This window comes from Leucobacter chromiiresistens, assembly GCF_001477055.1.
Taxonomy (GTDB): Bacteria; Actinomycetota; Actinomycetes; order Actinomycetales; family Microbacteriaceae; genus Leucobacter; species Leucobacter chromiiresistens_A.
Genome location: NZ_LDRK01000054.1, coordinates 15,890 through 39,519, shown reverse-complemented (window position 1 = coordinate 39,519; position 23,630 = coordinate 15,890). Strand labels below are relative to the sequence as shown.

Here is a 23,630-nt window from a genome sequence, read left to right as displayed (position 1 = left end):
GTAGATAAACATAGGAGATCGTCGGCAGCGTCGGGTGGGTGTAAGAGACAGAGACGGGTACGTCGCCGGCGGCGGCGGATCGGCGGGGGCGGCGGCGGTCAGTCGAGCGCGTCGAGGGCGCGGGTGAGCCGCTCCAGCACGCGAGCGGCCGCTGCGGCCTCCTCGTCATCGATGACGTCGATCTCGGAGACCAGTGCGGCGTGGTGCCGCATGAAGATCGCATCGACGTCGCTGAACGCCGCCTGGGTCGGTCGGAGGTGATGCGCGCGCCGATCGGTGGGGTGCTCGACGCGTGCGACCAGCTGCCGCTTCACGAGCCGATCGACGACGTTCGTCACGTTCGCGCTCGACGTGCCGAGCATGCCGACGAGATCCTTCGGGCCGAGGTCTCGGCCGTCGCGGGCGGCCTGCACGAGGTAGCGCAGCGCCCGGAGGTCGAGACCCGAGAGCCCGGATCGGCCGAGGGATCGCGCCTCCTGCCGCTGCTCGGCTCGGCGCATGCGGAGGAGGGCGGCGGAGAGGCGCTGCCCCGCCTCGGTGGCCGGCCCTGCGGCGTACAGGTGCTCGGCCTCGTTGGCGATGATGCTCTGCGGCATGGTCTCCCCCCTTCGGCGCACTGCCACTGCAATACACGGTATTTTACACAACTCGTGTGCAATCTACTCGCCTGCAGACACCCCCGCCTCGGCGCGCGCCGCCCCGCCCGGGCGCTCTCCCTCGGCGAGCCCCACGATCCGAGCCACCATCCCGCTGAAGATGAACCCGTGGAACGGCAGCATCGCGAGCCAGTACAGCCGCCCCGCGAGCCCGCGCGGGAAGAACACCGCGCGCTGTCGATACACCGACCCCCGCGCCGTCGGCTCGACCGACAGTTCCAGCCAGGCGAGCCCGGGCACCCGCATCTCTGCGCGGAAGCGGAGCAACCGGCCCGGCTCGATGGTCTCCACCCGCCACACGTCGACCGCGTCGCCCACGACGAGCCGCGTCCGCGAGCGGCGCCCCCGCTGCAGCCCCACGCCGCCCGTGATGCGGTCGTACCAGCCCCGCAGCGCCCAGAGCCGCGGCGAGGAGTACCACCCGGTCTCGCCGCCGATCTGGGTGACGACCGACCACACCGCCTCCGGCGACGCCGTCGTCTCGCGCTCCCGCTGATCGGTGAAGACGGTGCGGCCCGCCCACTCCGGGTCGCTCGGCAGCGGCTCGCTGGGGGCGGTGACGCGGGCGTCGACCCAGCTCGTCTCGACCCGGTCCAGCTCGATGCGCCCGAGCGCGAGCCGCACCGCCTCCCGGTACGAGGTCAACCCGTGCTCGGGCTTCGGCAGGAGCGCGTCGACGTCGTGGTTCTGCATGACGCACCGGTGCTGCAGCGACTCGACGAGCGGGCGCGCGATCGAGGTCGGCACCGGAGTCACGAGACCCACCCAGTGCGAGGCGAGCCGGGGCGTCAGCACCGGCAGGGAGGCGATGCCGCGCTGCGGCAGCCCCGCCTCGACGGCGTACCCGTTCATCATCTGCCCGTACCGCAGCACATCGGGGCCGCCGATGTCGAGCGCACGGTTCACGTCCCCCTCGACCCGGGCGGCGGCGAGCAGGTAGTGCAGCACGTCGCGCACCGCGATCGGCTGGATGAAGTTGCGCACCCACTTCGGGGCCGGCATGTAGGGCAGCACCTCGGTGAGATGCCGCACCATCTCGAACGACGCCGACCCCGATCCGATCACGACGCCGGCCTGCAGCTCGAGCGTCGGCACCCCCGATGCGAGCAGGATCTCCCCCACCTCGGCGCGCGAGGCGAGATGCGGCGAGAGGCGCACGCCCTCGGGGTGCAGGCCGCCGAGGTAGACGATGCGCGTCACCCCGGCCTCGCGCGCACGGGCGGCGACGTTCTCGGCGATCTCGCGATCCTTCTCGGCGAACTCCGCCCCGCTCGACATCGAGTGCACGAGGTACACGATGATGTCGACGTCGCGCACCGCGCGGGTCATCGCCTCGCGGTCGCTCGCATCGCCCACCTCGATCTCGGTCTCATCCGACCACGGGTACGCGCGGATGCGCTCCTCGGAGCGCGAGAGCGTGCGCACCCGGTACCCGGCGTTGAGCAGTCGCGGCATGAGCCGGCCGCCGAGGTAGCCGGTGGCGCCCAGTACGAGCACGCGCGGCATCGTCCCGTCATCGTGCGGGATCGCGCGGAGCGCCTCCTCCTGCCCCGTCGGCGCGCTGAGCCCCTCGTGGTTCTCCTCGGTCCGATCTGCACTGCTGTTCATCCGCACCCCCGCAGGTTCCGCCCGGGGCACTGCACCCCGGCGCTCCCCACCCATGATCCGCTGCTTCGCGCACGGCCGCGACGGTCTTGACATTGTCGAGAATGCGGAAGTGCCCGCCGGTGTCGATCGGCACGTTGCACGCTCCGGCGAGTGCGCTGCCCTCGGGGATGTGCGGGTCGAACCGCGCGTAGACGGAGACGATGCGGCTGTTCGCGTCGGGCGCCTCGGCGAGGAGCACGATCGTCGGGTCGACGGGCGAGAAGGCCCGCAGCGTGCGCCCCAGCAGGTAGCGCGCGTACCGGGAGCCCCCGAAGGGCGCGGCGACGGCCACCATGCCGCGCACCCGCTCGGCCTGCCGCCCGAACGCCATCACGTGCTTGCCGATGAGCCCGCCCTTGCTGTGCGCGAGCAGCACGACGTCGGCGAGCCCGGCGGCGGCGAGGTACTCGTCCACGATCCGAGCGCCCTCCACGACCGGAACGCGGTTGCTGCGCAACGGATCGAGCACGTGCACCGGGTGCCCGTCGCGGTGGAGGCGCCGGATCAGCGGAAGCATGAACCGCCACGGCTCGTAGACGCCGGGGATCACGACGACGGGGCACCCCGACCCGCTCAGGAAGTCGCGCGGACCGGAGCGGTCCCAGAGCGCACGGGCCTGCCAGCGGAGCGCGTAGGCGTAGTCCGCGATCCACCACCCGAGGCGCCGCAGCAGCCCGCCCCGCCGGAGCCCGCCATGGAGCTGCGCCGCGTCGGCGCTCTCCGGAGTTGCCGCTCTCGCGTTCGTCGTGTCCCCCGAACTCTCGGCGGCGCGGTGCCGCTCCATGACCCGGAAGCGCTGCGCGGCCGGGTGCGATCGTACTCGTGAGCGACGGTATCGCGCTCGCGCACGCGTCACAAGCCGGGTGCCGGAGCACGATCGCGACCCGACCGCGGAGCACGCCGCCGCTTCTCGCCCCTGTGCGCGGGGGGACGCCGCCGTTATGATGGCGGCAGACGCGTTCCGTCGTCTCCTCGCCGCCCATCGCGTTCTGTGCGACCTCGTGTCGATGGCATCTGTGAAAGGCAAGCAATGAGCGTCAATACGAGCGGTCTGCCGGGTGCGGTCACCTGGGCGCGGATCGAGGACGACTTCTTCGTGGGGAGCCGCGATGGCGAATTCCTCGGGTTCATCGACGTCGAGCCGTCGGGCGTGTATGTGGTCTGCAACCAGTTCTCGCGCCCCATCGGGCAGTTCGCGGAGCTCGACGGCGCGATGGCGGCGCTGCACGACGCCGCGACCGCAGTGTTCGAGCAGGATGGGGCGGCGTGACATGGCGGGCTTGATGACATCCCCCGAGACGGGCGCCGAGGCGGTGCGCTCGGTGGTGTACACGAGCGCCGCGGCACGCCCGTTCACCGACGCCGAGCTCGATGCGCTGCTGCAGCAGGCTCGCGCGAGGAACGCGGCGCTGGGCATCACCGGCATGCTGTCGTACCGCTCCGGCAGCTTCGTGCAGTTCCTCGAGGGCCCCGAGCAGCAGCTCGCCGAGCTCATGATCGACATCTCGGCCGATCCTCGTCACACCGACGTGCGCGTGCTCATCGATGAGCCCGTTGCGCAGCGTCAGTTCTCGAGCTGGACCATGGGATACCGGCGCATGCGCCCGACCGACGGGCCGGTGCCGGAGGGGTTCCGCGACACGTTCACGGATCTGGAGCAGGGAGCCGACGATGCGACGACGGCGCGAGCCGCGCGCGAACTCACGTTCTGGTTCAAGGTGCGCTCGGAGAGCTGAGCGCCGCGAACGGTGCAGCAGGCGAACCAATCCGTGCGCGTCCTGTATTTGTCGCGAACTGTATTAAAATCTGACCTAAACTGGTCGGGGGGCCAATATTCGGCGCGGTAAGGAAGTTTAGTGAAGAACATCGTCAGCAGCGAAGAGGAGCACCTGTACTCCGCGACCCCCATCACCGATTCCGCTCGGTCGCTCATCACCGCGATGCAGCAGCTCAGGGGGGCGCAGCAGCGTCAGGAGGCCCGCTCACTCGACCAATCGGGGCTGCACAGCCAGGATCTGCGCGCGCTGCGCTACATCGTGCAGGCCGATCGCAGCGGGCAGCCGATCAGCCCCAAAGATCTCATCACCATGCTGAACACCTCGAGTGCGAACGTCACCAACGTGATCGATCGCCTGGTGAAGAAGTCGCTGGTGACGCGCGATCCGCACCCGACCGATCGACGCGCCCGCTTCCTGAAGCCGACGGGCGTCGCGATCAACGAAGTCGACGCCGCGTTCGAGGAGCATCATGCGGCGCTGATCTCGGCGGCGAACAGCATCTCTCGAGCAGACGCCGAGACGACGAGCCGCGTGCTCGCCAGGCTGACGGCGGCGCTCAACGACGTCGCGTAAGTCGCGCCGGCGCGGCCCGCGCGGTGAGCGCGTCAGCGATCCAGCGCTTTCGCCCGTCGGCGATCCCGCGCGTCAGCGATCCAGCAGGTCGACGCGTCAGCGATCCAGCAGGCGCGGGCGGCGGCCGGCGCGGCGATCGAAGTGATTGCGGACCTCGAAGTGCGCGCGCACCGCATCGGCCATCTCCTCGTCGAGCAGCCAGGGCTGGTGACGCGGATGGTCGGGGTAGCGCAGGCGGAGGAATTTGCGGACTCGATGCCCCGGGTGGACGCCGGGATTGTGGCCGAGCTCCTCGGCGAGCTCGCTCGGGCTCATCGGGTACTGCAACGCTGGTCTCCCCTCGTGCGCACGGCCCGGTGAAGGTCTGCCGGTGCGCCATTGATCGGTCGCCGCGCCCCGGTTTCCGGGTCCACGGACCGAAGTCGCCGTCACCGACTCCTCGGGTAGCGTGACACGTGATCAGAAGCGCGTCACGCGACGCGCCGATAAAGGTCAGAAATTGACTTTAATTCTTTCTTAAACCGCGTCCAGTGTTCTGCCTGCCGCACCCATCACCCCTAGACGCCGGAGCGCCGCCGCACTCGACTCCGCGAGCACGACGGCGCTCCTGCATCGGCCCTCCGGCCCACCGCTGCGCCCGGCGATTCAGGGTTGCAGGCCCGCGATCGCCGGCTTGAACCCGAGGCGCGGATTCTCGCAGCACCCCGGTCGGCACACGTCGAACCAGGGCCCGATCGCGGTGGCGTTGGCACGCTCGCCCACCGGGCGCCCCTCGATGCGCTCCTGCACGAGATCGACCAGCGCCCCCACGAAGGCGGGGTGCACCCCGGGAGTCGGCACTCGCGTGACCCAGAGGCCGCGCTCCGTCGCCGTCTCCGTCGCCTCCTCATCGAGATCCCACATGACCTCCATATGGTCGCTCACGAAGCCGAGCGGCACGATCACCACTGCTGAGCGCCCCTCGAGCTCCCCGATCGCGTCGTTGATGTCGGGCTCGAGCCACGGCTGCGAGGGCGGGCCCGAGCGCGACTGGTACACCAGCTGCCAGGAGATCTCGGGCGCGGCCTGCTCGATGATCTCGGCGGCGGCGGCCAGGTGCTGAGCGGCGTACCCGCCGCCCTCGGTGTCGGCGAAGAGCCCGGCGCCCGAGAGTGCGGCGTCCGCCGTCGGAATGCTGTGCGTCGCGAACATGATCTCGATCTGGTCGGGGCCGTGGCCCGCCTCGAGCGCCTGGGCGACGCCGGTGCGCACTCCCTCGACGAACGGCTGCAGGAACCCCGGGTGCGAGAAGAACTGCCGCACCTTGTCGATGCTCAGGGTCTGCTGCAGCCCGGCGCTCTCGAGTGCATCCGCCCAGTCCTCCCGATACTGGCGGCACGAGGAGTACGACGAGTACGCGCTGGTCGGGATGGCGAGCATCGTGCGCACGCCGTCAGCGGCGGCCTGCTCGAGCGCCTCGTCGAGGTAGGGCGCCCAGTTGCGATTGCCCCAGTAGACCGGCAGATCGACGCCGGCCGCCTGCAGGGCGGTGCGGAGCGCGGCGAGCAGCTCGCGATTGTGATCGTTGATGGGGCTGACGCCGCCGAAGTGGCGGTAGTGGTGCGCCACCTCCTCCAGGCGCTCATCGGGGATGCCGCGGCCGCGGGTCACGTTGCGGAGGAAGGGCAGCACGTCGTCCTGCCCCTCGGGCCCGCCGAAGCCCGAGAGCAGAATCGCGTCGTAAGCGAAGGGCTCCGACGTGTGCTCGGGTCCGTCCTGCGTCGCGGAAGTCGCGTTGGCCACTCGCGCGCCGGGCGCGAAGTGCACCGAGGTGGCTGCGGCCGGCTTCGTCTCCCGACGCCCCGTGGGCCGGTACCCGGCGTCCGTCGAGGGGCTTCCGCCCCGAGGCGCGTCCGTGCTGTTCATGTGGATTCCTCCCGTCAAACCTGCTCCCTTCAGCATAGATCTGATCTATGGACGATTCTGGCAGCAGTCCCAGCCGCGCGCCGCCCCACGCCGATCTCACTGTGAATTACACAGATAGTGTGTTACAAAGTAAGTGTTGGAACGTGATGACGGCATCGCCCCCGAGCTCGCGCTCGATCCAACCGACGAAAGGGGAACATCGTGGGACTCGACGACAAGATCAAGAACGCAGCCGAGGAGTTCGCCGGCAAGGCCAAGGAGACGGTCGGCAAGGCGACGGGCAACGAGAAGCTCGAGGCCGAGGGCCGCGCTGATCAGGCGAAGGCAGACCTCAAGCAGGCCGCCGAGAAGGGCAAGGACGCGCTCAAGTAATCTCGGCGGCAGCCTACGGCCGAGCCCCGCGCGGCGCACCCGACCCCGATGGGAACCGGATGCACCGCTCGGGGCTCGGCCGTCTCCTGCGCCGGGTGCGCGATCACTCCGCGCCGGGAATCGCCTCGAGGTGCGCCACCTTCACCGTCGACATCTCGTCGAGCAGCTCCGGCCCGTACCCGAACCCCGCGCCGCTGCGGCCGCGCGGCTGCGCCGCCCCGCCCGGTGCGCCGCCGAACACGTGGTTGATCTTGACGGTGCCCACCGCCAAGCGGTCGATCGCCTCGTGCGCGTGATCGAGCCGGGGGGTCAGCACCGACGCTGACAACCCGTACTCGTCGGCGGACGCCCGCTCCAACCCCTCCGCGAAGTCGGCGACGACCATCACGGGAGCGACCGGCCCGAACGTCTCCTCCCGCATCACCGTCATCTCGGGCGTGACGTCCACGAGCACTGTCGCCGGGTACGCGCTCCCGGGCCCCTCCGGCACCACGCCGCCCACCAGTGCCCGCGCCCCCCGATCCGCCGCGGCCCGCACCTGGTCGTGCACGGACTCCCGCATCCGCTCGTCGACGAGGGGCACGACGCGCCCCTCCGCGTTCCAGCGCTCCGCCTCTGCGGCGAGCGCCTCGACGAACGCCTCGGCCACATCCCGGTGCACGAAGATCCGCTCCACAGACGTGCAGATCTGCCCGCCGTTCGTGAAGGCGCCGATCGCCGCCTGCTCCGCGGCCCACGGCACGGGCACCCCCGCGTCGACGATCAGCGCATCGTTGCCGCCGTTCTCCCGCACCAGATGCGCCCCCGTGAGCGCGACGCTGCGCGCGATCCGCTCGCCCGCGTGCGTAGAGCCCACGTGAGCGACGAGGTCGATCTCCATCGAGCCGACGAGCATCTCGCCCTCGCGAGCGCCCCCGGTCACCGTGGCGAGCACGCCGGCCGGCAGGTGCTCGCCGAGCACCGCTCCCAGCAGGGCGCCCAGGTGCGGGCACCGCTCGCTCGGCTTGTGCACGACGGTGTTGCCCATCGCCAGCGCAGCACCGATGAGACCGGCGCTCACCGCGACGGGATCGTTCCACGGCGTGACGATCGCGGCGACGCCCCGCGGCTCGGGGCGCATGACGTCGAGAGCAGTTCCGGGGCCCAGCAGGCTGCGCCCGCGGTGCACCGGAGCGAGCTCGGAGTACTGGAGCAGCGTGTCGACGGCAGCACGCACGCCCCCGAGGGCTCCCTCCAGGTCGCGTCCCGTCTCGCGGTGGTGCAGATCGGCGACCTCGGCCTCGTGCTCGGCGAGGGCGCGCGCCGCCGCTCGCAGCGCCTGGCCGCGCTGCGCCGGCGGCGTGGCCCGCCACGCGGGCCACGCCTCACGGGCGCGCTGCACGCAAGCGCGGATCTCGCGCTCACTCGTGATCGCCGCGCTTCCGACACTCGTGCCGTCACTCGGGTTCGTGATGTGCAGTTCGCTCTCGCTGGTCGCGCTCGTATTGCTCTGGTGCACGCAGGCCCCTTCCGTCGTCCGTCGCTGACTGTCTATCGGTCCGCCCGACCCGGGCGCAGGAGGGTTGCGCCCGGGCATCGTTCGATGCAAGAGGGGCGGCGGCGCGGCCGCGCGTCACTCCCCCGAGCGCGCCGCGATCCGCTCGTACGCCTCGAGCAGGCGCAGCGCCTCCTCGCCGCGCTCACCCTCGGCGTGCAGGCCCTCGCGCATGGAGCTCAGCTGCTGCCGCGCCCCGGGGAACGGCGGCAGCAGCGGCACGTGCTGCGACACGATCGCCTCGACGACGACCGGTCGATCGGCGGTGAACGCCTCGTCGAGCGCCGCGGGCAGCTGCTCGGCGGCGTCGACGCGGATGCCGTGCAGACCGAGCAGCTTCGCGTACTCGGCGTAGCCGAACTCGGGCAGCCGCTGCGACGGCACGAACCGCGGCTGCGCCCCCATCTCGCGCTGCTCCCAGCTCACCTCGGCGAGATCGCGATTCTGCAGCACGAGCACGACGAACTGCGGATTCACCCACGTGCTCCAGCGCTGCGCCACCGTGATGAGCTCGGCGTTGCCGAGCATCTGCATGGCGCCATCGCCGGCGAGCACCGCCACCGGGCGCTCCGAATCCGACTCCTTCGCGGCGATCCCGTACGGCACCCCGCACCCCATGCTCGCCAGCGTGCTCGACAGGTGGGCCTGCAGCGAACCGGGCAGCCGGATCTGCCGCGCGTAGTGGTAGACGCAGCTGCCCACGTCGCTCGCGAGGCGCACCTCGGGCGCGAGCCTCGCACCGAACTCGCGCACCATGAGCTCCGGGTTCAGCGGCGGAGCGGCGACCTCGGAGCGCAGGCGGGCGGTGTCGCGCCACTCCTGCACGCTCCGCTCGACGCTCTCGCGCCACGGCGTCGCGCCGCGCGCGTCGAGCCGGGCGAGCAGCGCTTCGAGCGTGTCGCGGGCATCGCCGACGAGCCCCACCTCCACCGGGTAGCGGTTCGCGATCACCGCGGGATCGATGTCGATCTGCACCGCTCGGGCCTGGCCGGGTGCGGGGTAGAACTCCGTCCACGGATCGTTCGAGCCGACGATCAGCAGCGTGTCGCAGTGCCCCATCGCGTACGCGGACGCGTCGGTGCCGAGATGCCCCATCGTTCCGGCCGACAGGGGCAGCCGCTCGTCGACGCAGGGCTTGCCGAGCAGACTGGTGGTGAGCGCGGCACCGAGGTGATCCGCGAGACGCTGCACCTCCTCGCGCGCATGCGCCACCCCGCGGCCGGCGAGGATCTCGATGCGCTCGCCCGCCGCGAGCACGTCGACGGCCGCATCGAGATCCTCGGAGAGCGGCCGCGGCACGCCCCGCGCGGCGAGCGGGGCCGTGACGACGTGCCCGTGCTCCTGACCGAGCTCCGGGGCCGGGGCGTCCTGCACGTCGTGCGGCAGGATCACGACGGTGGGCTGCTTCCGCGCGAGCGCGGAGCGGAAGGCGCGATCGAGCGCCAGATAGATCTGCTCGGGCGAGCTCACGAGCTGCACGAACGGCGCCGCGACATCGTGGAAGAGCGTCTGCAAGTCCACCTCCTGCTGATAGTCGGAGCCGAGCACGCTGCGGTGCTGCTGCGCGACCAGGGCGACGACCGGAACGCTGTCGAGCTTCGCGTCGTAGAGCCCGTTGAGCAGGTGGATCGCGCCGGGGCCCTGCGTCGACGTGACCACGCCGACGCCGCCCGTGTACTTCGCGTCGCCGACGGCCATGAACGCCGCGCTCTCCTCGTGCCTCGCCTGGATGAACCGCGGCGCCGCCGTGGCCCGGCCGAGCGCCCCGAGCAGCGGATTGTTGCCGTCGCCCGAATACCCGTAGAGGCGCTCGACGCCCCACTTCGCCAACCGGTCGACGATCGCATCCGCCACCGTGCCCCGCTCCACTGCTCCGCTCATGCGAACGACCTCCCGTTTCCCTGCACCTGCATGTGTCCCGGAGCGCCGCGCTCCCAGCGCAGCAGCGCGAACGGAGGCTGCGCCTCGCGCTGCTCCCGCGCCGCGTCGGGCGCCTGCGGTTCGTCCTCGCAGATGCGCACCCGCGCATCGGTGAGCACCGCGGCGCGCGCGAGAGCCTCGGCGAGCGGCTGGCGGGCGACCTCGCCCGCCGCGTCGAACGTCTCCCCTTCGGCCGCGATCCACGGCTCCGCGTCGAGCGCGACGAGCGTGCCCGGCGCATCGGCGTCGTCGGCGGCACCGGCTGCGGGCGCTGCGATGAGGCGCGCGTCGAGGAAGAGCTCGGCCACCTGCGCCTGCTGCAGCGCCGCGACGACAGCCTCGGCGCCGTCGGCCCGCAGGCGGCCCCCCTCCGCGTGCGAAGCGTCGATCGCCCCGGCGAGATCGCGCGCGAGCGCGCCGTCGAGCGCCTGCTCGATCGCGTGCCGCAGCGCGGCATCCCCCGCACCGTCGGCGCGGGTGTTCGCGTCGACCTCGACCAGGAGGCTCGCGCTCTCGGGGGCGAGCTGATCGCGGAGCAGCTGACGCGCCCGCACGTCGCCCGCCAGCGCGATGAACGCGGGCGCGGCTTCGCGCGTGAGGCGATCCACCACCTCGGCGACCTCGGACTGCGTGTGCTTCCAGATCTCCTCCGAGTGGCGCTGCCAGCGCGGCTGCGACCACCCGCCGGCCTGCACCTTCGGCAGCGCATCGGTGCGTCCCTCGACGCTCTCCGACGACTCCGCATCCCGCTGCCCCGCGGTCTCGAGGCAGACGTCGGCGCCGTCGCGGGACGTCTCGACGACGAGGTAGCGGAGCATGCGGCCCCGGTGCCGCAGCAGGGGCACCAGCACCGGGAGCGGGCCGTGCGCGAACACCTCCGGACCGTGCCGCGGCCCCGCGAACTCCTCGTGCACGACGATGCGCCCGTCGCGCACCAGCAGGTAGCGCGTCGAAGGATCGGCGGCGCCGGTGCGCTCGCGCAGCGCTTCGCGGATCGCGGCCACGTCGCCCTCCGGAGCGCCCGCGTCGGCCAGTCGACGCAGCGACCGCCCCTCCCGCGCCTCCTCCACGGACTGCGGCTCGTCGCTCGTTCCATCCGTGTACGCCGTCGTCCACGGCCCGGGCGTTTGCAATGCGTTCCGGAGATCTCTTCCTGTGGTCATCGCGTGCGCTCTCCCCTCAGTCGTCGGAATCATCCCGCAGCGAAGCTGCACCTCCAATCTGGGGCGTGCGCGCCGAACGCGCGACGGCCTTGAAGGCGCGCACGCGGGCACCTACACTCCGAACCCTCCCGCCCGCGGGCTCCGGCGCGCGCCGGTCACGGCCTCGGGCGCTCGCCGTTCACTGCTCCGCCAGCGCCCGCTCGGCCGGGCGCGGCGCCCGGCTCCGCGGCTGCACGGGCCTCTCGCCCACCGCCGGCTGCGCCTCGGTCGGCAGGCGCAGCGCGCGATCCGGCCCCAGCACGACCTCCTCGCCGAAGTGCCGGAAGCGCACCGCCCCGCCCTCGCGCAGCCGGTACGTGGTCTCGGTCGGCGCGATCTCGAGCTCCACCACCGAGCCCTGCACGCGCACCGCGAACGTCAGGCGGCTCAGCCGCGAGGGGAGCCGCGGCGCGAACCCGAACCCCGAGGAGCTGTCGCGCAGCCCGCCGAAACCGCAGACGAGCGCCAGCCAGACGCCGCCCAGCGCGGCCACGTGCAGCCCCTCCTCCGTGTTGCCGTGCAGGTCGTCGAGATCGAGCGTCGCCACCTCCGCGAGATAGTCGTACGCGAGATCGAGATGCCCCACCTCGGCAGCCACCACCGCCTGGGCCGCAGCGGAGAGTGACGAGTCGCGCACCGTGATCGCCTCGTAGTAGGCGAACGCGCGATCCTTCTCCTCGAACGTGAACGACTCGTGCGCGAAGAACAGGGCGAGCACGAGATCCGCCTGCTTCACGACCTGCTTGCGATACAGATCGAAGTAGGGGAAGTGGTCGTGCAGCAGGTACTGCTCGGGGTGCGTCGACTCGAAGTCCCACCGCGCCAGATCCGTGTAGCCCGCCGCCTGCGGGTGCACGCCCCGGGCCGAGTCGAACGGGATGTGCATCGCGTCGGCCGCCGCCTCCCACGCGGAGATCTCCTCCGCCGCGATGCCGAGGCGACCGGCGCCATCGGCGTGGGCGCGAGCCGACGCCGCGGCGCCCCGCAGGTTCAGCTGCACCATGAGGTTGGTGTACACGTTGTCGTTCATCACGGCGGAGTACTCGTCGGGCCCCGTGACGCCGTCGATGTGGAAGGCGCCGCGCTCGTCGCGGCGCCCGAGCGAGAGCCACAGGCGCGCCGTCTCCATCAGCATCTCGACGCCGCACTCCCGCTCGAAATCGGTGTCGCCCGTCGCGCGCACGTACTGCACCACTGCCATCGCAATGTCGGCGTTGACGTGGAACGCCGCCGTGCTGGCCGGCCAGTACCCCGAGCTCTCGCGGCCGTCGATCGTGCGCCAGGCGAACGCGGCGCCCTCGAGACGCAGCAGCTTCGCCCGATCGCGGGCATGATCGAGCGTCGCGTAGCGCCAGCGCAGCGCCTGCTCCGCGGCGCGCGGCGACGTCGAGATGAGCACCGGCAGCACGAAGGCCTCGAAATCCCAGAACGTGTGCCCCTCGTAGCCCGACCCCGTGAGCCCCTTGCCCGGGATCGAGCGCCGCTCCAGCCGCGCCGAGGCCTGATGCAGCTGGAAGAGTGCGAAGCGCACCGCCTGCTGCAAGCGCGGCTCCCCCTCGACGTGCACGTCGGCGGAGCTCCAGAACGCGTCGAGGTGGCGGCGCTGCGCGGCCGCGATCCGCCCCCAGCCGTCGCGCACCGCGGCCGCCACGCCCGTGGCCGCCTGCTGCTGCAGCGCGGCGACCGACGCGCGCTCCGACCACTCGTGGCCGACGAACTTCACGAACTCCAGGGCCTCGCCCGCTCGCAGCGCCGCTCGGATCGTCGTGCGGGCGATGTCGCCCTCGGCGCGGGTGCTCACCGAGACGCACGGCGCGTCGGGCGCGGCCTCCCCCACGATCACGTGATCCATCGCCGTCGCGACCGTCAACCCGCTCTCCCGGGTGCGGTGCACGACGACGGCCGACGCGCCCGCCGCCTCGCCGGCGAGACCCACGAGCGGCCGCGCCAGCAGATCCTGCACCCGCGGATCGCCGTGCTCGGTCGGCAGCGGCTCGTTCGCGCGCACCTCCGATTCGACGACGACCTCGACGGGCGACGCCACCGCTCGCACCGAGTAGCGCACGGCCGCGATCGAGCGATGCTCGAACGACACCAGCCGCGTGGAGCGGATCTCGACCGCATCCCCCGAAGGCGCAGTCCAGGTGAGGCTGCGCTGCAGCGTGCCGTCGCGGAAGTCGAGCCGCCGCACATGGCCCTCCACCGAGCCGTGGCGCACCGTGAAGGGCTCGCCGCTCACGTGCAGCCTGATGAGCTGCCCGTTCGGCACGTTGATGACGCTCTGGCCCGTGTCGGGGTAACCGTAGCCGTCCTCCGCGTACGGCATCGGGTGCTCCTCGAACACGCCGTTCAGGTAGCTGCCCGCGAGCCCTCGCGGGTCTCCTTCGTCGAGATTGCCGCGCCACCCGACATGCCCGTTCGAGAGCCCGAATACCGATTCCTCATGCGCGAGCTGCGCCGCATCCAGCCCGCCCGTGCTGAGGCCCCACGGCTCGATGTCGAATTTCGGTGCGGTCACAGGATCCTCCGGAGTTCGGGCAGCAGTTCGGCCTCGCACCGCCGCAGAAACGTCTGCTGGTCGGGGCCGACGTGATGCAGGTAGACGTGATCGAAACCGTCGGCGAGCTCGGCGATGCGCTCCGCGAGGTCGGCCGCGGAATGGGAGATCACCACGGCACGCCCGAGCGCCTCCCCCGACACCTGCGCGGCCGCCTCGTAGTCCTCGGGCTCGGGAAGCTCCCACATCAGCTCGCCCGGCACGGTGCCGTGCGCCCACTGATCCGCCGCCTCGCGCACCGCCTGCTCCGCGGACTCGCCGAAGCTGAGGTGCACCTGCAGGCGGGCGCTGCCCGCGCCGCCCGCCGCGCGGTACCGCTCGAGCACGGCCCGCGTCTCCCCGGGCGTGGACGCGACGGTGATCAAGCCGTCGGCCCACCCCGCGACCCACTCCGCGGTGTCGGCGCTCGCGGCCGCGCCGAGCAGCGGCACGCGCTCCGCGGGGCGGCTCCACATGCGCGCCCGGTGCACGCGGACGAGACCCTCCGGCTCGTGCACCTGCTCCCCGTCGAGCAGCCGGCGGATCACGTCGACGCACTCGCGCAAACGCCGCTGCCGCGCGGGTTTCTCGGGCCAGGGGTCGCCCGTGACGTGCTCGTTGAGCGCCTCACCGCTGCCGAGGGACGCCCAGAACCGGTTCGGGAACATCTCGGCGAGCGTCGCGATCGCCTGCGCCACGATGACCGGGTGGTAGCGCTGGCCGGGCGCGTTCACCACGCCGAAGCTCAGCGAGGTGGTGGCGAGCGCCGCTCCGAGCCAGCTCCACGCGAACCCCGACTCGCCCTGCCGCCGCGTCCACGGCGCGAGGTGATCGGAGCACATCGCCGCCTCGAAGCCGGCCCGCTCGGCGAGCTGCACCGCCGCGAGCAGCTCGCTCGGGGAATGCTGCTCGTGCGACGCGTGGTACCCGATCACCGTCATGGCTCCGCCCCTCTCCTGCGCTGCGCGCCTCGCACGTACGGGCATCGCGCGCGTACTGCGCACGAGGCTACCGATCGCGACCCCGGCGAACCATCGGCTTGCGCCCGGCGGGAACGATTCCGTATGGGTGCCGCCTGCGCATCGGGGCCCGATCCACTGAGCAACCCGGCCCGCACTACCTAAAAACGCTCGATCGCATACGTAAAAACGCCGAAGTGCGCGTGCCGACGCCGCGCACCCCGCACACTTGCGGGAGCGCAGGCACTCGCGCGCCCCTGCACCCACCCCGACACGACCGACCCAGGAATCGAGCCACTCATGCACCGCCGACCATTCACGTCCATCTCGATCGCCCTCGCGATCCCCGCCGTTCTCGCCGCCGGCCTCATGCTCAGCGGGTGCGGCGACAGCAGCGGCGACGCGGCGCCGACCGAACCGACCGCCACGAGCCCCGCCCCCGACACCACATCGTCGCCGACCGCCGACGAGTCGCAGCAGACCACCCCGTCGCACCCCGACCTTCGGGAGTTCGTGCCCGACATCGCGCCGCAGGAGGCGGCGGACGCCGCGCTGCACGCCGCCCCCGGCGACCTGCAGTCGATCGAGCTGACCCCGCGCCAGTCGGACCTCGTCTACCGTGTCGAGATCGTCACCGCGACAGAGGAGGTCGACGTCGATGTCGACGCCGCAGACGGGTCGGTGCTCGATCAGCGCACCGAGCGCGTCGAGCACGACGACGTACCCGACCCCGCCATCTCGCTGTCCGACGTCGTGCCCGTCGCTGAGGCGATGATCGCGGCGACCGACGAGATCGACGAGCCGGTCGGCAGCTGGAAGCTCGGCTTCTCCGACGGCCGGCTCGTCTACCAGTTCGAGTTCGCGAGCACCGACCGCGAGGCCGTCGTCGACGCGTTCACCGGTCAGCTGGTCGACATCGACGACTGACCGCGGCGGCTGTGCGACGGTGCGGCCGTGCGGCGGTGCGGCAGCGGTGCGGCGGCTGTGCGGCGGTGCGGCGCCTTTGCGGCTGTGCGGCGGTGCGGCCGTGCGGCGGTGCGGCAGCGGTGCGGCGGTGCGGCGGCGGCGCCGTGCGGCGGTGCGGCGGCGGCGCCGTGCGGCGGTGCGGCGGGAACCGCGCGCCGACCGGCCCCGAACACGAAGAAACCCCCTCGCAGGAGGGGGCTTCTTCGTGACTCTGGTAGCTGAGGCGGGGCTCGATCCCGCGACCTCACGATTATGAGTCGTGCGCTCTAACCAGCTGAGCTACTCAGCCAAACCTGATCGGAAGACCAGCAGAGTCAGAGCCCCGAGCCAGGATTGAACTGGCGACCCCTTCCTTACCATGGAAGTGCTCTACCACTGAGCTATCGGGGCGCGGCCACCGTGCGATGACAACCGTTAGAGAATAGCACTGTTCACCGCCTAAAGTGAAATCTGGTGGGCGCGAATCGTGCGCCCGGGCGGGTCCGCCGCCGGAAGCGGGGCGGACGGATGAGGAGCAGGTGTGCGGAGCCCGATCGTAGTGGTCGTCGGAGTGGTGCTGGCGCTGTGGATGTCGGTCGGCCGCTGGCCGTTCGGCATCGGCGGCAGTCTGACCGGGTGGTACGTGCCGACGATCGGGCTCGTGTTCGCCGGGCTGCAGCTGTGGCTGGCGCACCGGCTGCGGGTGACGGCGGCTCGCGGGCGGCGCACGAGTCGCAGCACGATCGTCTCGCTGATCCTGGCATGGCTCAGCGCCGTCGGGTTCGGGCTGACGGTGCCGGATCGCGTGGGCGACGACCTCGTCTCCGTACTGAGCCTGGCATCGGGATCCGACTTCTCCGTGGAGATGTCGCTCGCGCTCTGCAACCCGCTCGGCATCCTCGCGTTCGCGCTCGCCATCGCCGCCCTCGCGTTCGCGCACGCCGACGCCCGCGAGCCGAAGCCCGAGGAGGACGAGCTCGCGGATCGCGCGGAGGACCGGCTCGCAGATCGCGCCGAGCGCGCGGGGGACCGGCTCGCAGATCGCGCCGAGCGCGCGGATCTCGCCGAGCGCGCGGATCTCGCCGAGCGCGAGCGTTTCGCCTGAGACCGAGGGATTCTTCAGCGGCGAACCCCTCGGTCTCGCGGCGAACCCCCGGTCTCGCGCGGTTGGGGCGCGGCGGGCAGGGGCGCGGTTGGGGCGCGGCGAACCCTCGGTCTCGCGCGGTTGGGGCGCGGCGGATCAGCGCGCCGGCGACGGCAGCGCCGCCTCGATCGCCGCGAGCGATCGTGCGAGGGCCGGGCGGGGGTCGAGCGCGTAGCTCCCGTCGCCGAAGAGCTCGATCGTCATCCACCCCGAGTAGCCGTGCCGCTCGAGGGCGGCGAGGATGCCCCGCAGATCGAGCGATCCGTCGCCCCAGGCGAGATGGCCCGTGGGCGAGCCGTCGATCAGGTGCACGTGCCGCACTCGGTCGCCGAGCACGGCGAAGGTCTCGTCGACCGTCTCCCCCGCCGCCGACATCGCGACGGTGTCGAGCGCGACGCCCAGGTTCGACGCCCCGATGTCGGCGAGCGCCCGGGCGGCGTCGCGCGCCGTGTTCACGAGATTCGACTCCACGCGCTGCAGCGGTTCGAGCAGGCACGCGACCCCGAGCTCCGCTGCACGGCCGGCGATCTCCCCGATCGCGTCGACCGACCGACGCCACGCCGCCTCGCGCGGCTCGCGCTCGAACCCGCGCCCGGGCGTCAGGAACAGCTTCGGCGAGCCGAGTTCGGCGGCCAGCTCGGCCGCGCGTCGGAACATCGCGATGCTCTCGGCGCGCAACCGGCGGTCGGGGGAGGCGATGTTCACGGGGTACATCACCTGCTCGGGCGTGAAGCAGACGATGTCGAGCCCGCGCTCGGCCGCCGCGCGGCGCACCCGGCGCGCGTCGTCGTCGCTCGCCCACGGCACGTGCAGGTGCGGGGCGACGCCCCACAGCTCGACGGCGGTGCGGCCGAGAGCCGCGAGGTCGTCGAAGCACCGCTCGAGCGGGTGGTGCTGGTACGAGAAATTGGATCCGGCGACCCGGGCGAGCTCGATCGTCATGGCGCGGCCCTCACTTCCCGACCCCATCGGCGAGGCCCTTCACGAAGTAGCGCTGGCACGCGAGGAACAGCACGACGACCGGCACCGCCGCGATCACCATGCCGGCGAAGACCACGGGGTAGTCGGTGCCGTGCTTGCTCATGAGGCTGGTCAGGCCGACCGGCAGCGTCTGCGCGCCGACGCTGCTCGTGAACACCATCGCGAAGAGGTACTCGTTCCACGCGAAGAGCACGTGCAGCAGCACCGTCGAGACGAGGATGGGCTTGCACATGGGCAGGATGATCCGCCAGAACGTCGTCCAGCGGCTCGCCCCGTCGATCTGGGCGGCCTCGTCGACCTCCATCGGCAGGTCGATCATGTACGAGCGGATCAGGAAGGTGGTGAAGGGGATGCGGAACGCGGTGTAGAGCACCATCAGCGCCCAGAACGTGTTGTACAGCCCGAGCGCCTGGAACATCTTGACGAGGGGCACGAGTGCGACCGCCGGGGCGAGCATGAGCCCGCCGAGGATGATGCCCGACCAGAGCGGGCTGAACGGGATCCGCACCCGTGTGAGGCCGTACGCCGCCCAGGCGCTCACGAGCACCGTGGTGATCGTCGAGACGACCGTGACGAGCAGGCTCGTGGTGAGGAAGTCGCTCACCCCGCGGTTCCACGCGTTCGCGTAGTTCTCCCAGCTCCACTGCTGCGGCAGCGCGAACGGGTTGCCGAAGAGCTCGGTGTTGGTCTTGAACCCGTTGAAGATCATCCACAGCAGCGGGTAGATCACGATCACGGCGAGCCCGATCAGGAATGACCAGGCGAAGACGCGCCCGATGATCCCGAGGAACCCCGCCCTGCCGATGCGCGGCCGCTGCGGGCGCACCGTCAGCAGCACTGCCGTCTCGGTACTCATACCTCGACCCTCCGTTTGCGTGTGTACCACAGTTGCGCGAGGCCGATGCCGAGCGAGAGCACGAAGATCACGACGGCGATCGCCGCCGCGTACCCGAAGTCGTTGCGCACGAACCCGTTGCGGTAGAGCCAGGTGCCGAGCACCTGCGTCGAGTTGTTCGGGCCGCCGCTCGTCATCACCATCACCTCGTTGAACACCTGGAACGCCCCTGAGATCGTGACGATCATCATGAGGCCCGACATCTCGCGGACGAGGGGCAGCGTGATCGTGAAGAAGCGGCGGAAGGGCCCCACGCCGTCGAGTTGGGCCGCCTCGTACAGCTCGGACGGGATGCGCTGGATCGCGACCGTGAAGAGGAGGGCGGAGTATCCGAACCCCTGCCACTGGCTCATCGCGATGATCCCGAGCATCGCCGTGCTCTCCTGCCCGAGCCACGGCTGCGCCAGTGCGTCGAGCCCGAAGAAGCCGAGCGCGCTGTTGAGCATGCCGATGTTCGGCTCGTAGATGAAGTAGAAGAGGAGGCCGGAGACGGTGATCGAGATCGCCGAGGGGATGAAGTAGATCACCCGCAGCGAGTTGCGCACACGGGCACTCCTGACGCTCTCCACCATCGCGGCGATGACGAGGGCTCCGCCGACCTGGAAGACGATCGACATGAGCGCGTAGAGCAGGTTGTTGCCGAGCGAGCGCCAGAAGACCGGGTCGTGCAGCAGCTTCTCGAAGTTCTTCGCTCCGACGAACTCCTGGGTGCCGGAGTAGATGTCCCACTCGCTCGTCGCGAATCCGAAGTTCTGCACGAGCGGAAGGTAGACGAATGCGATCAGTATGAGGATCGCCGGAGCCAGCCACAGCAGCCCGCGGAGCGATGCGAGGCGCGTTTGCATATCAGGTCCTGTTCGTTCGGGATCGGGCGGGGCGGTCGAGCGCAGCGAGCTCGACCGCCCCGTTCCTGATCACTGCGCCATCGAGTTCGCGTTCTGCACGCTCGCGAGAATCTCGTCGGGGGTCGAGTCGCCGCTGATGAGCGCCTCGCCTCCGGCGAGCCAGGCGTCGGCGACCTCGGGAACGGTGACGGTGTCGAGCCACACCACGAGCTGCGATGCGTCGTTGACCTGCTCGATGCCGCTGTAGACGGCGGCGCTCGACGTCTCCTCGGTCACGGCGCCCACCACGGTGCTCGGCTGCCCGTAGGGAGGTGACGAGAGCGTCTTGGCGTTGGCCTCCTCGGTCACGAACTGCATGAAGTCGACGGCGAGCGGCGCGCGCGGCGACTTGGCGTTGATGAGGTACCCCTCGGGGGATCCCTGGATCGCGTCGGCGTCGCCCTGGGCGCCCTCGGGCACCGGCAGCTTGAAGATGCCGAAGTTCTCAGGGGTGAGCTCGGCGCCCTCGGCGGTGACGGTGTCGAATTCGAGGATCTCCTGGTAGTACATGGCGGCCCGGCCGCCCGAGAGCGCCTCCTGCGCGGTGGTGTAGAGCACGCCGTTGGTGCCGCGGCCGGAGTCGGTGCACTCGGTGACGAGCTGGTCGAACTGCTCGAGCGACTCGATGTAGCCGGGGTCGCTCCACTCGGCGGTCGCCGGGTCGAAGTCGGCGTGCAGCGTATCGGCGGGCACGTTGTACCCGAAGAGCTGCTGCAGGTAGTGCAGGGCGGGCCAGCCGTCCTTGTTGCCGAACGCGATGGGCTCGTAGCCGGCGTCGCGCAGCGGGCCGCAGGTGTCGATGAGCTCTTCGAACGTGGTCGGCACTTCGACGCCGGCCTCCGCGAACGCCGCGGTGTTGTAGCCCATGAACTTGCCGTTGTTGTAGAGCGGCACTCCGTAGTACTGGTCGCCGAACTTGAAGGCGTCGAGCGAGGCCTCGCCGAAGGTCGCGCCCCATTCGGTGTCGGGCGCGATCACGTCGGTGAGGTCTGCGGCGAGCCCGCCCTCGACGAAGTTCTGCGCCCAGGTGCCGGCCCAGGTGAAGTAGATGTCGGGCAGCGCGCCCGAGGCCGTCAGCGTCTTCGTCTTGTCCTTGACCGACTGGTCGGTCTCCTGGATGAACTCGATCTCGACGTCGGGGTGGAGCTTCTGATACTCCTCCGCGATGTCGAGGAAGTAGGGTTCGAGCGGTTCGCCGGCGAACTTGGTGAGCACGCTGAGCGTGCCCGAGTACTCGGGCTCGGCGGTGACGTCGACGGCGTCGCCGCCGCCTCCGCCGCCCGCGCAGCCGCTCAGCGCGATGGTCGCCGCTGCGGCCAGCACGATGACCGATCTTGTCTTCCGTTGCATATTCATGCCCTCCTCTTCGAGAGCGCCGCAGGTGCGCGACGGCCCGCCAGGTGTGGTGTTCGGCGCCGGGTGGCTGCGCTTGAGCTCAGCCTGATACCGGTCCCACCTGCCTGAAAGGTATTGTGACCGAACGGCGGTGCCACCGCAAGACCTATGGGGAATCTCCTTCGTATTTCCGCGCGAGTTCGGCAGCTCGGTCGCATTCTGTCTTGACGGCCACAGCGCCGGCGTGCCACGATACTCGAACGTGATACCGGTATCAGGCCGGTCCACACGACCGCCACGAAAGGACATTCACCATGCTCGGTTTCAACGAGGAAGAACTCCGCGAGCAGCTCAGCAGTGCGGTCGCGCTGCGCCCGCAGATCGAAGCGCTCGTCGATCAGCTCGAGAACATCGACAACGTGCTCCTCATCGGCTCGGGCGGCACCTACGCCCAGATGTGGCCGTACGAGTACCTCGCCCGCCGCCACTCGAAGCTCCCCGTGCGGGCCGCGATCTCCCGCGAACTCATCGAATCGGGCGACGCCTGGCTCGGCGCCGGCACCCTCGCCGTCTTCGCCTCGGCCTCGGGCACCACCGAAGACGTGCTGCTGGCCATCGACTACGTCACGAGCAAGGGCGCCACCACCGTCGCCTTCACCGGCATCGGCGACTCCCCCATCGCCCAGAACGTCGACCACGCGCTCGTGTGCGCGCCGAAGACGTGGCCCTTCGATCCGCAGCTGCTGCTGCTCGTCGGCCGCATCATGCACGTCCGCGGCGAATTCGACGGCTACACCTCGCTCGCCGACGAGCTCGTGCACCTCCCCGACGCCGTGATCGAGGCCGCAAAGGCGACCGAGGATCAGGCGAGCGCCTTCGCGGAGGCGCACGCCGATTCCGACTACTACTTCCTCATCGGCGGCGGCCCGCTGTGGGGCCTCACCTACCTCTACTCGATGTGCGTGCTCGAAGAGATGCAGTGGCTCCGCACCACGCGCGTCAACGCCTCCGAGTTCTTCCACGGCTCGCTCGAACTGCTCGAGGCCGACACGCCCGTGCTGATCTTCCAGGGGGAGGACGAGACGCGGCCCCTCACCGATCGCGCCGAAGCCTTCGCCAAGCGCATCTCGAACGACGTCACGGTGCTCGACAACCGCACCTACGAGCTCGCCGGCTTCAGCCCCGAGAACCGCGCGCTCATCGCACCGATCGTGCTCGACATCGCGGTCGGCCGCTTCAGCAAGCACCTCGAGCGCGTGCGCAACCACTCGCTCGACCTCCGCCGCTACTACCGGGTCATGGACTACTGAACCCCTGAGCCCCGCATCGGCCGGGTGCGCGCGTCGTGCGAGCGACGCGCGCACCCGGCCGCCCCTCCCCCGGTGCGCGACGCCCGTCGCGCACCGACTTCGCGCTTGAGAGGAACGCCCGTGAAGATCCTCGGCTTCGGCGACAACATCGTCGACCGCTTTCTCGACCGTCGGCTCGACTACCCCGGCGGCAACGCGGTCAACGTCGCCGTCTACGCCCGCCGCCTCGGCGCGACCGCCGGGTACCTGGGGGTCTTCGGCGACGATCCGCTCGCCGGCTTCCTGCGCGCGGCGGTGACCGCGGCGGGGGTCGACGATGCGCACTGCGTCGTGCGACACGGCGAGACCGGCATCTCGACCCTCAACGTCGTCAACGGCGAGCGCGTATTCCTCGAATGGAACGACGGCGGCATCACCGTGCGCGCACCCATCGATCTCGACGAGGGCCGCCTCGCCTATGCGGCGGGCTTCGACCTCGTGCACTCGAGCGTCTACTCGCGCACCGAACCCGAGCTGGCGCGCCTGCGGGAGACGGACGCGCTCGTCAGCTTCGATTTCTCGTCCGAGCCGGAGTTCCGCACCGACGCCTACCTCGCCCGCGTCGCCCCCCACATCGATCTCGCCCTCCTCTCGTGCTCCGAGCAGAGCGTCGAGGAGACCCATCGCCTGCTCGATGCGGCGATCGCGGCGGGGGCCGGAATCGCGCTCGCCACCCGGGGCACGGACGGCGCCATCGCCGCCGACGGGGCGCACCGCGTGCACGCCGAGACCCTCCTCATCGCAGACCCCGCCACGATCGTCGACACGATGGGGTGCGGGGACGCATTCGTCGCCGGGTTCGCCGTCGAACTGCTCAGCCGCGGATGGAGCCGCCGGCACCGACCGAGCGCCGAAGACCTGCTCGCGGCGCTGAGCGCCGGTCACCGCTCATCGCGCGCGCAGTGCTTCGTCGAATCCGCGTTCGGCGGGGGTCGGGCGATCCCCGAAGACGAGCTGCGGCGCTACACCGCCCCCGAGGCGTCGGCCCCGAGCGGGCTCTAAACTGGAGGCTCCG

Annotated in this window: 22 protein-coding genes and 2 tRNA genes; 8 read left to right on the top strand and 16 right to left on the bottom strand. The window is 71.0% G+C overall.

Features of this window, described 5'->3' with window-relative positions; translation table 11 throughout:
- Positions 1 to 98 precede the first annotated feature (98 nt).
- From NS354_RS08920 to NS354_RS08910, 3 genes are all read right to left on the bottom strand, one after another.
- Positions 99 to 596 (bottom strand): MarR family winged helix-turn-helix transcriptional regulator, encoded by a 498-nt coding sequence (locus tag NS354_RS08920; protein WP_058594173.1) that lies wholly within the window; start codon positions 594 to 596, stop codon positions 99 to 101.
- Between the two features lie 63 nt (positions 597 to 659).
- Positions 660 to 2,264 (bottom strand): SDR family oxidoreductase, encoded by a 1,605-nt coding sequence (locus NS354_RS08915; protein ID WP_058594172.1) that lies wholly within the window; start codon positions 2,262 to 2,264, stop codon positions 660 to 662.
- The gene (locus NS354_RS08910) at positions 2,170 to 3,087 is read right to left on the bottom strand and encodes an esterase/lipase family protein (protein ID WP_345994179.1); all 918 of its coding nucleotides are present in this window, start codon (positions 3,085 to 3,087) and stop codon (positions 2,170 to 2,172) included. The genes NS354_RS08915 and NS354_RS08910 overlap by 95 nt, the downstream gene beginning before the upstream one ends.
- 246 nt (positions 3,088 to 3,333) lie before the next feature.
- Here NS354_RS08910 and NS354_RS08905 point away from each other — a divergent pair, with 246 nt between their 5' ends.
- The 3 genes from NS354_RS08905 to NS354_RS08895 all read left to right on the top strand — a co-directional run bounded on the left by NS354_RS08905 (position 3,334) and on the right by NS354_RS08895 (position 4,654).
- Positions 3,334 to 3,573 (top strand): hypothetical protein, encoded by a 240-nt coding sequence (locus tag NS354_RS08905; protein ID WP_058594171.1) that lies wholly within the window; start codon positions 3,334 to 3,336, stop codon positions 3,571 to 3,573.
- 13 nt (positions 3,574 to 3,586) lie between these two features.
- Positions 3,587 to 4,039: a BLUF domain-containing protein gene (locus NS354_RS08900; RefSeq protein WP_058594177.1), complete on the top strand. Its 453-nt coding sequence runs from the start codon at positions 3,587 to 3,589 to the stop codon at positions 4,037 to 4,039.
- Between the two features lie 120 nt (positions 4,040 to 4,159).
- Complete coding sequence (locus tag NS354_RS08895) at positions 4,160 to 4,654, top strand: MarR family winged helix-turn-helix transcriptional regulator (RefSeq protein WP_058594170.1); 495 nt, start codon at positions 4,160 to 4,162, stop codon at positions 4,652 to 4,654.
- A 96-nt stretch (positions 4,655 to 4,750) separates the two neighbouring features.
- On the opposite strand, the gene NS354_RS08890 is transcribed toward NS354_RS08895, so the two are convergent.
- Both NS354_RS08890 and NS354_RS08885 read right to left on the bottom strand, forming a co-directional pair.
- A complete protein-coding gene (locus NS354_RS08890; RefSeq protein ID WP_153002164.1) occupies positions 4,751 to 4,981 on the bottom strand; it encodes a hypothetical protein in 231 nt (76 codons plus the stop codon).
- 318 nt (positions 4,982 to 5,299) lie between these two features.
- The gene (locus NS354_RS08885; RefSeq protein WP_241490451.1) at positions 5,300 to 6,559 is read right to left on the bottom strand and encodes a ferrochelatase; all 1,260 of its coding nucleotides are present in this window, start codon (positions 6,557 to 6,559) and stop codon (positions 5,300 to 5,302) included.
- Positions 6,560 to 6,760: 201 nt separating this feature from the next.
- Here NS354_RS08885 and NS354_RS08880 point away from each other — a divergent pair, with 201 nt between their 5' ends.
- On the top strand, positions 6,761 to 6,931 hold the full coding sequence (locus NS354_RS08880; protein WP_058594168.1) for a CsbD family protein: 171 nt from the start codon (positions 6,761 to 6,763) through the stop codon (positions 6,929 to 6,931).
- A gap of 103 nt (positions 6,932 to 7,034) precedes the next feature.
- Here the strand turns inward: NS354_RS08880 and NS354_RS08875 are convergent, their stop codons facing one another.
- The 5 genes from NS354_RS08875 to NS354_RS08855 all read right to left on the bottom strand — a co-directional run bounded on the left by NS354_RS08875 (position 7,035) and on the right by NS354_RS08855 (position 15,064).
- Positions 7,035 to 8,429, bottom strand: coding sequence for an aldehyde dehydrogenase family protein (locus tag NS354_RS08875; RefSeq protein WP_058594167.1), 1,395 nt, complete (start codon positions 8,427 to 8,429; stop codon positions 7,035 to 7,037).
- A gap of 114 nt (positions 8,430 to 8,543) precedes the next feature.
- Positions 8,544 to 10,346, bottom strand: coding sequence for a thiamine pyrophosphate-requiring protein (locus tag NS354_RS08870; protein ID WP_241490450.1), 1,803 nt, complete (start codon positions 10,344 to 10,346; stop codon positions 8,544 to 8,546).
- Positions 10,343 to 11,548 (bottom strand): Vms1/Ankzf1 family peptidyl-tRNA hydrolase, encoded by a 1,206-nt coding sequence (locus NS354_RS08865; protein WP_153002163.1) that lies wholly within the window; start codon positions 11,546 to 11,548, stop codon positions 10,343 to 10,345. Before NS354_RS08865 ends, NS354_RS08870 begins: the two co-directional genes overlap by 4 nt.
- A gap of 178 nt (positions 11,549 to 11,726) precedes the next feature.
- Complete coding sequence (locus NS354_RS08860) at positions 11,727 to 14,105, bottom strand: glycoside hydrolase family 65 protein (RefSeq protein ID WP_058594164.1); 2,379 nt, start codon at positions 14,103 to 14,105, stop codon at positions 11,727 to 11,729.
- Positions 14,102 to 15,064: a TIGR03885 family FMN-dependent LLM class oxidoreductase gene (locus NS354_RS08855; protein ID WP_058594163.1), complete on the bottom strand. Its 963-nt coding sequence runs from the start codon at positions 15,062 to 15,064 to the stop codon at positions 14,102 to 14,104. The genes NS354_RS08860 and NS354_RS08855 overlap by 4 nt, the downstream gene beginning before the upstream one ends.
- A 318-nt stretch (positions 15,065 to 15,382) precedes the next feature.
- Here NS354_RS08855 and NS354_RS08850 point away from each other — a divergent pair, with 318 nt between their 5' ends.
- Positions 15,383 to 16,009, top strand: a complete 627-nt coding sequence (locus NS354_RS08850) for a PepSY domain-containing protein (RefSeq protein ID WP_058594162.1) — start codon at positions 15,383 to 15,385, stop codon at positions 16,007 to 16,009.
- A gap of 251 nt (positions 16,010 to 16,260) precedes the next feature.
- On the opposite strand, the gene NS354_RS08845 is transcribed toward NS354_RS08850, so the two are convergent.
- Positions 16,261 to 16,337: transfer RNA gene (locus NS354_RS08845), tRNA-Met, on the bottom strand.
- Positions 16,338 to 16,366: 29 nt separating this feature from the next.
- Positions 16,367 to 16,438 (bottom strand) — tRNA-Thr (locus NS354_RS08840).
- A gap of 130 nt (positions 16,439 to 16,568) precedes the next feature.
- Here NS354_RS08840 and NS354_RS08835 point away from each other — a divergent pair.
- Positions 16,569 to 17,132, top strand: coding sequence for a hypothetical protein (locus tag NS354_RS08835; RefSeq protein WP_193750745.1), 564 nt, complete (start codon positions 16,569 to 16,571; stop codon positions 17,130 to 17,132).
- 135 nt (positions 17,133 to 17,267) lie between these two features.
- On the opposite strand, the gene NS354_RS08830 is transcribed toward NS354_RS08835, so the two are convergent.
- The 4 genes from NS354_RS08830 to NS354_RS08815 all read right to left on the bottom strand — a co-directional run bounded on the left by NS354_RS08830 (position 17,268) and on the right by NS354_RS08815 (position 21,287).
- The gene (locus NS354_RS08830; RefSeq protein ID WP_058594161.1) at positions 17,268 to 18,113 is read right to left on the bottom strand and encodes a sugar phosphate isomerase/epimerase family protein; all 846 of its coding nucleotides are present in this window, start codon (positions 18,111 to 18,113) and stop codon (positions 17,268 to 17,270) included.
- Between the two features lie 10 nt (positions 18,114 to 18,123).
- Complete coding sequence (locus tag NS354_RS08825) at positions 18,124 to 19,008, bottom strand: carbohydrate ABC transporter permease (protein WP_058594160.1); 885 nt, start codon at positions 19,006 to 19,008, stop codon at positions 18,124 to 18,126.
- On the bottom strand, positions 19,005 to 19,892 hold the full coding sequence (locus NS354_RS08820) for a carbohydrate ABC transporter permease (RefSeq protein WP_058594159.1): 888 nt from the start codon (positions 19,890 to 19,892) through the stop codon (positions 19,005 to 19,007). The genes NS354_RS08825 and NS354_RS08820 overlap by 4 nt, the downstream gene beginning before the upstream one ends.
- Before the next feature lie 69 nt (positions 19,893 to 19,961).
- Complete coding sequence (locus NS354_RS08815) at positions 19,962 to 21,287, bottom strand: ABC transporter substrate-binding protein (RefSeq protein ID WP_241490449.1); 1,326 nt, start codon at positions 21,285 to 21,287, stop codon at positions 19,962 to 19,964.
- Positions 21,288 to 21,580: 293 nt separating this feature from the next.
- Between NS354_RS08815 and NS354_RS08810 the strand changes: the two genes are divergently transcribed.
- Together NS354_RS08810 and NS354_RS08805 are read left to right on the top strand one after the other, a co-directional pair.
- A complete protein-coding gene (locus NS354_RS08810) occupies positions 21,581 to 22,576 on the top strand; it encodes an SIS domain-containing protein (RefSeq protein ID WP_058594158.1) in 996 nt (331 codons plus the stop codon).
- Between the two features lie 120 nt (positions 22,577 to 22,696).
- Positions 22,697 to 23,617: a PfkB family carbohydrate kinase gene (locus NS354_RS08805; RefSeq protein WP_058594157.1), complete on the top strand. Its 921-nt coding sequence runs from the start codon at positions 22,697 to 22,699 to the stop codon at positions 23,615 to 23,617.
- The last annotated feature ends 13 nt before the right edge of the window (positions 23,618 to 23,630 follow it).

Bases quoted from the DNA above. Each gene is read 5' to 3' on its own strand.
- NS354_RS08810 (WP_058594158.1), top strand. From the start codon at position 21,581: ATGCTCGGTTTCAACGAGGAAGAACTCCGCGAGCAGCTCAGCAGTGCG.
- NS354_RS08870 (WP_241490450.1), bottom strand. From the start codon at position 10,346: ATGAGCGGAGCAGTGGAGCGGGGCACGGTGGCGGATGCGATCGTCGAC.
- NS354_RS08900 (WP_058594177.1), top strand. From the start codon at position 3,587: ATGACATCCCCCGAGACGGGCGCCGAGGCGGTGCGCTCGGTGGTGTAC.
- NS354_RS08825 (WP_058594160.1), bottom strand. From the start codon at position 19,008: ATGAGTACCGAGACGGCAGTGCTGCTGACGGTGCGCCCGCAGCGGCCG.
- NS354_RS08920 (WP_058594173.1), bottom strand. From the start codon at position 596: ATGCCGCAGAGCATCATCGCCAACGAGGCCGAGCACCTGTACGCCGCA.
- NS354_RS08910 (WP_345994179.1), bottom strand. From the start codon at position 3,087: ATGGAGCGGCACCGCGCCGCCGAGAGTTCGGGGGACACGACGAACGCG.
- NS354_RS08850 (WP_058594162.1), top strand. From the start codon at position 15,383: ATGCACCGCCGACCATTCACGTCCATCTCGATCGCCCTCGCGATCCCC.
- NS354_RS08905 (WP_058594171.1), top strand. From the start codon at position 3,334: ATGAGCGTCAATACGAGCGGTCTGCCGGGTGCGGTCACCTGGGCGCGG.
- NS354_RS08885 (WP_241490451.1), bottom strand. From the start codon at position 6,559: ATGAACAGCACGGACGCGCCTCGGGGCGGAAGCCCCTCGACGGACGCC.
- NS354_RS08915 (WP_058594172.1), bottom strand. From the start codon at position 2,264: ATGAACAGCAGTGCAGATCGGACCGAGGAGAACCACGAGGGGCTCAGC.
- NS354_RS08815 (WP_241490449.1), bottom strand. From the start codon at position 21,287: ATGAATATGCAACGGAAGACAAGATCGGTCATCGTGCTGGCCGCAGCG.
- NS354_RS08830 (WP_058594161.1), bottom strand. From the start codon at position 18,113: ATGACGATCGAGCTCGCCCGGGTCGCCGGATCCAATTTCTCGTACCAG.
- NS354_RS08855 (WP_058594163.1), bottom strand. From the start codon at position 15,064: ATGACGGTGATCGGGTACCACGCGTCGCACGAGCAGCATTCCCCGAGC.
- NS354_RS08865 (WP_153002163.1), bottom strand. From the start codon at position 11,548: ATGACCACAGGAAGAGATCTCCGGAACGCATTGCAAACGCCCGGGCCG.
- NS354_RS08820 (WP_058594159.1), bottom strand. From the start codon at position 19,892: ATGCAAACGCGCCTCGCATCGCTCCGCGGGCTGCTGTGGCTGGCTCCG.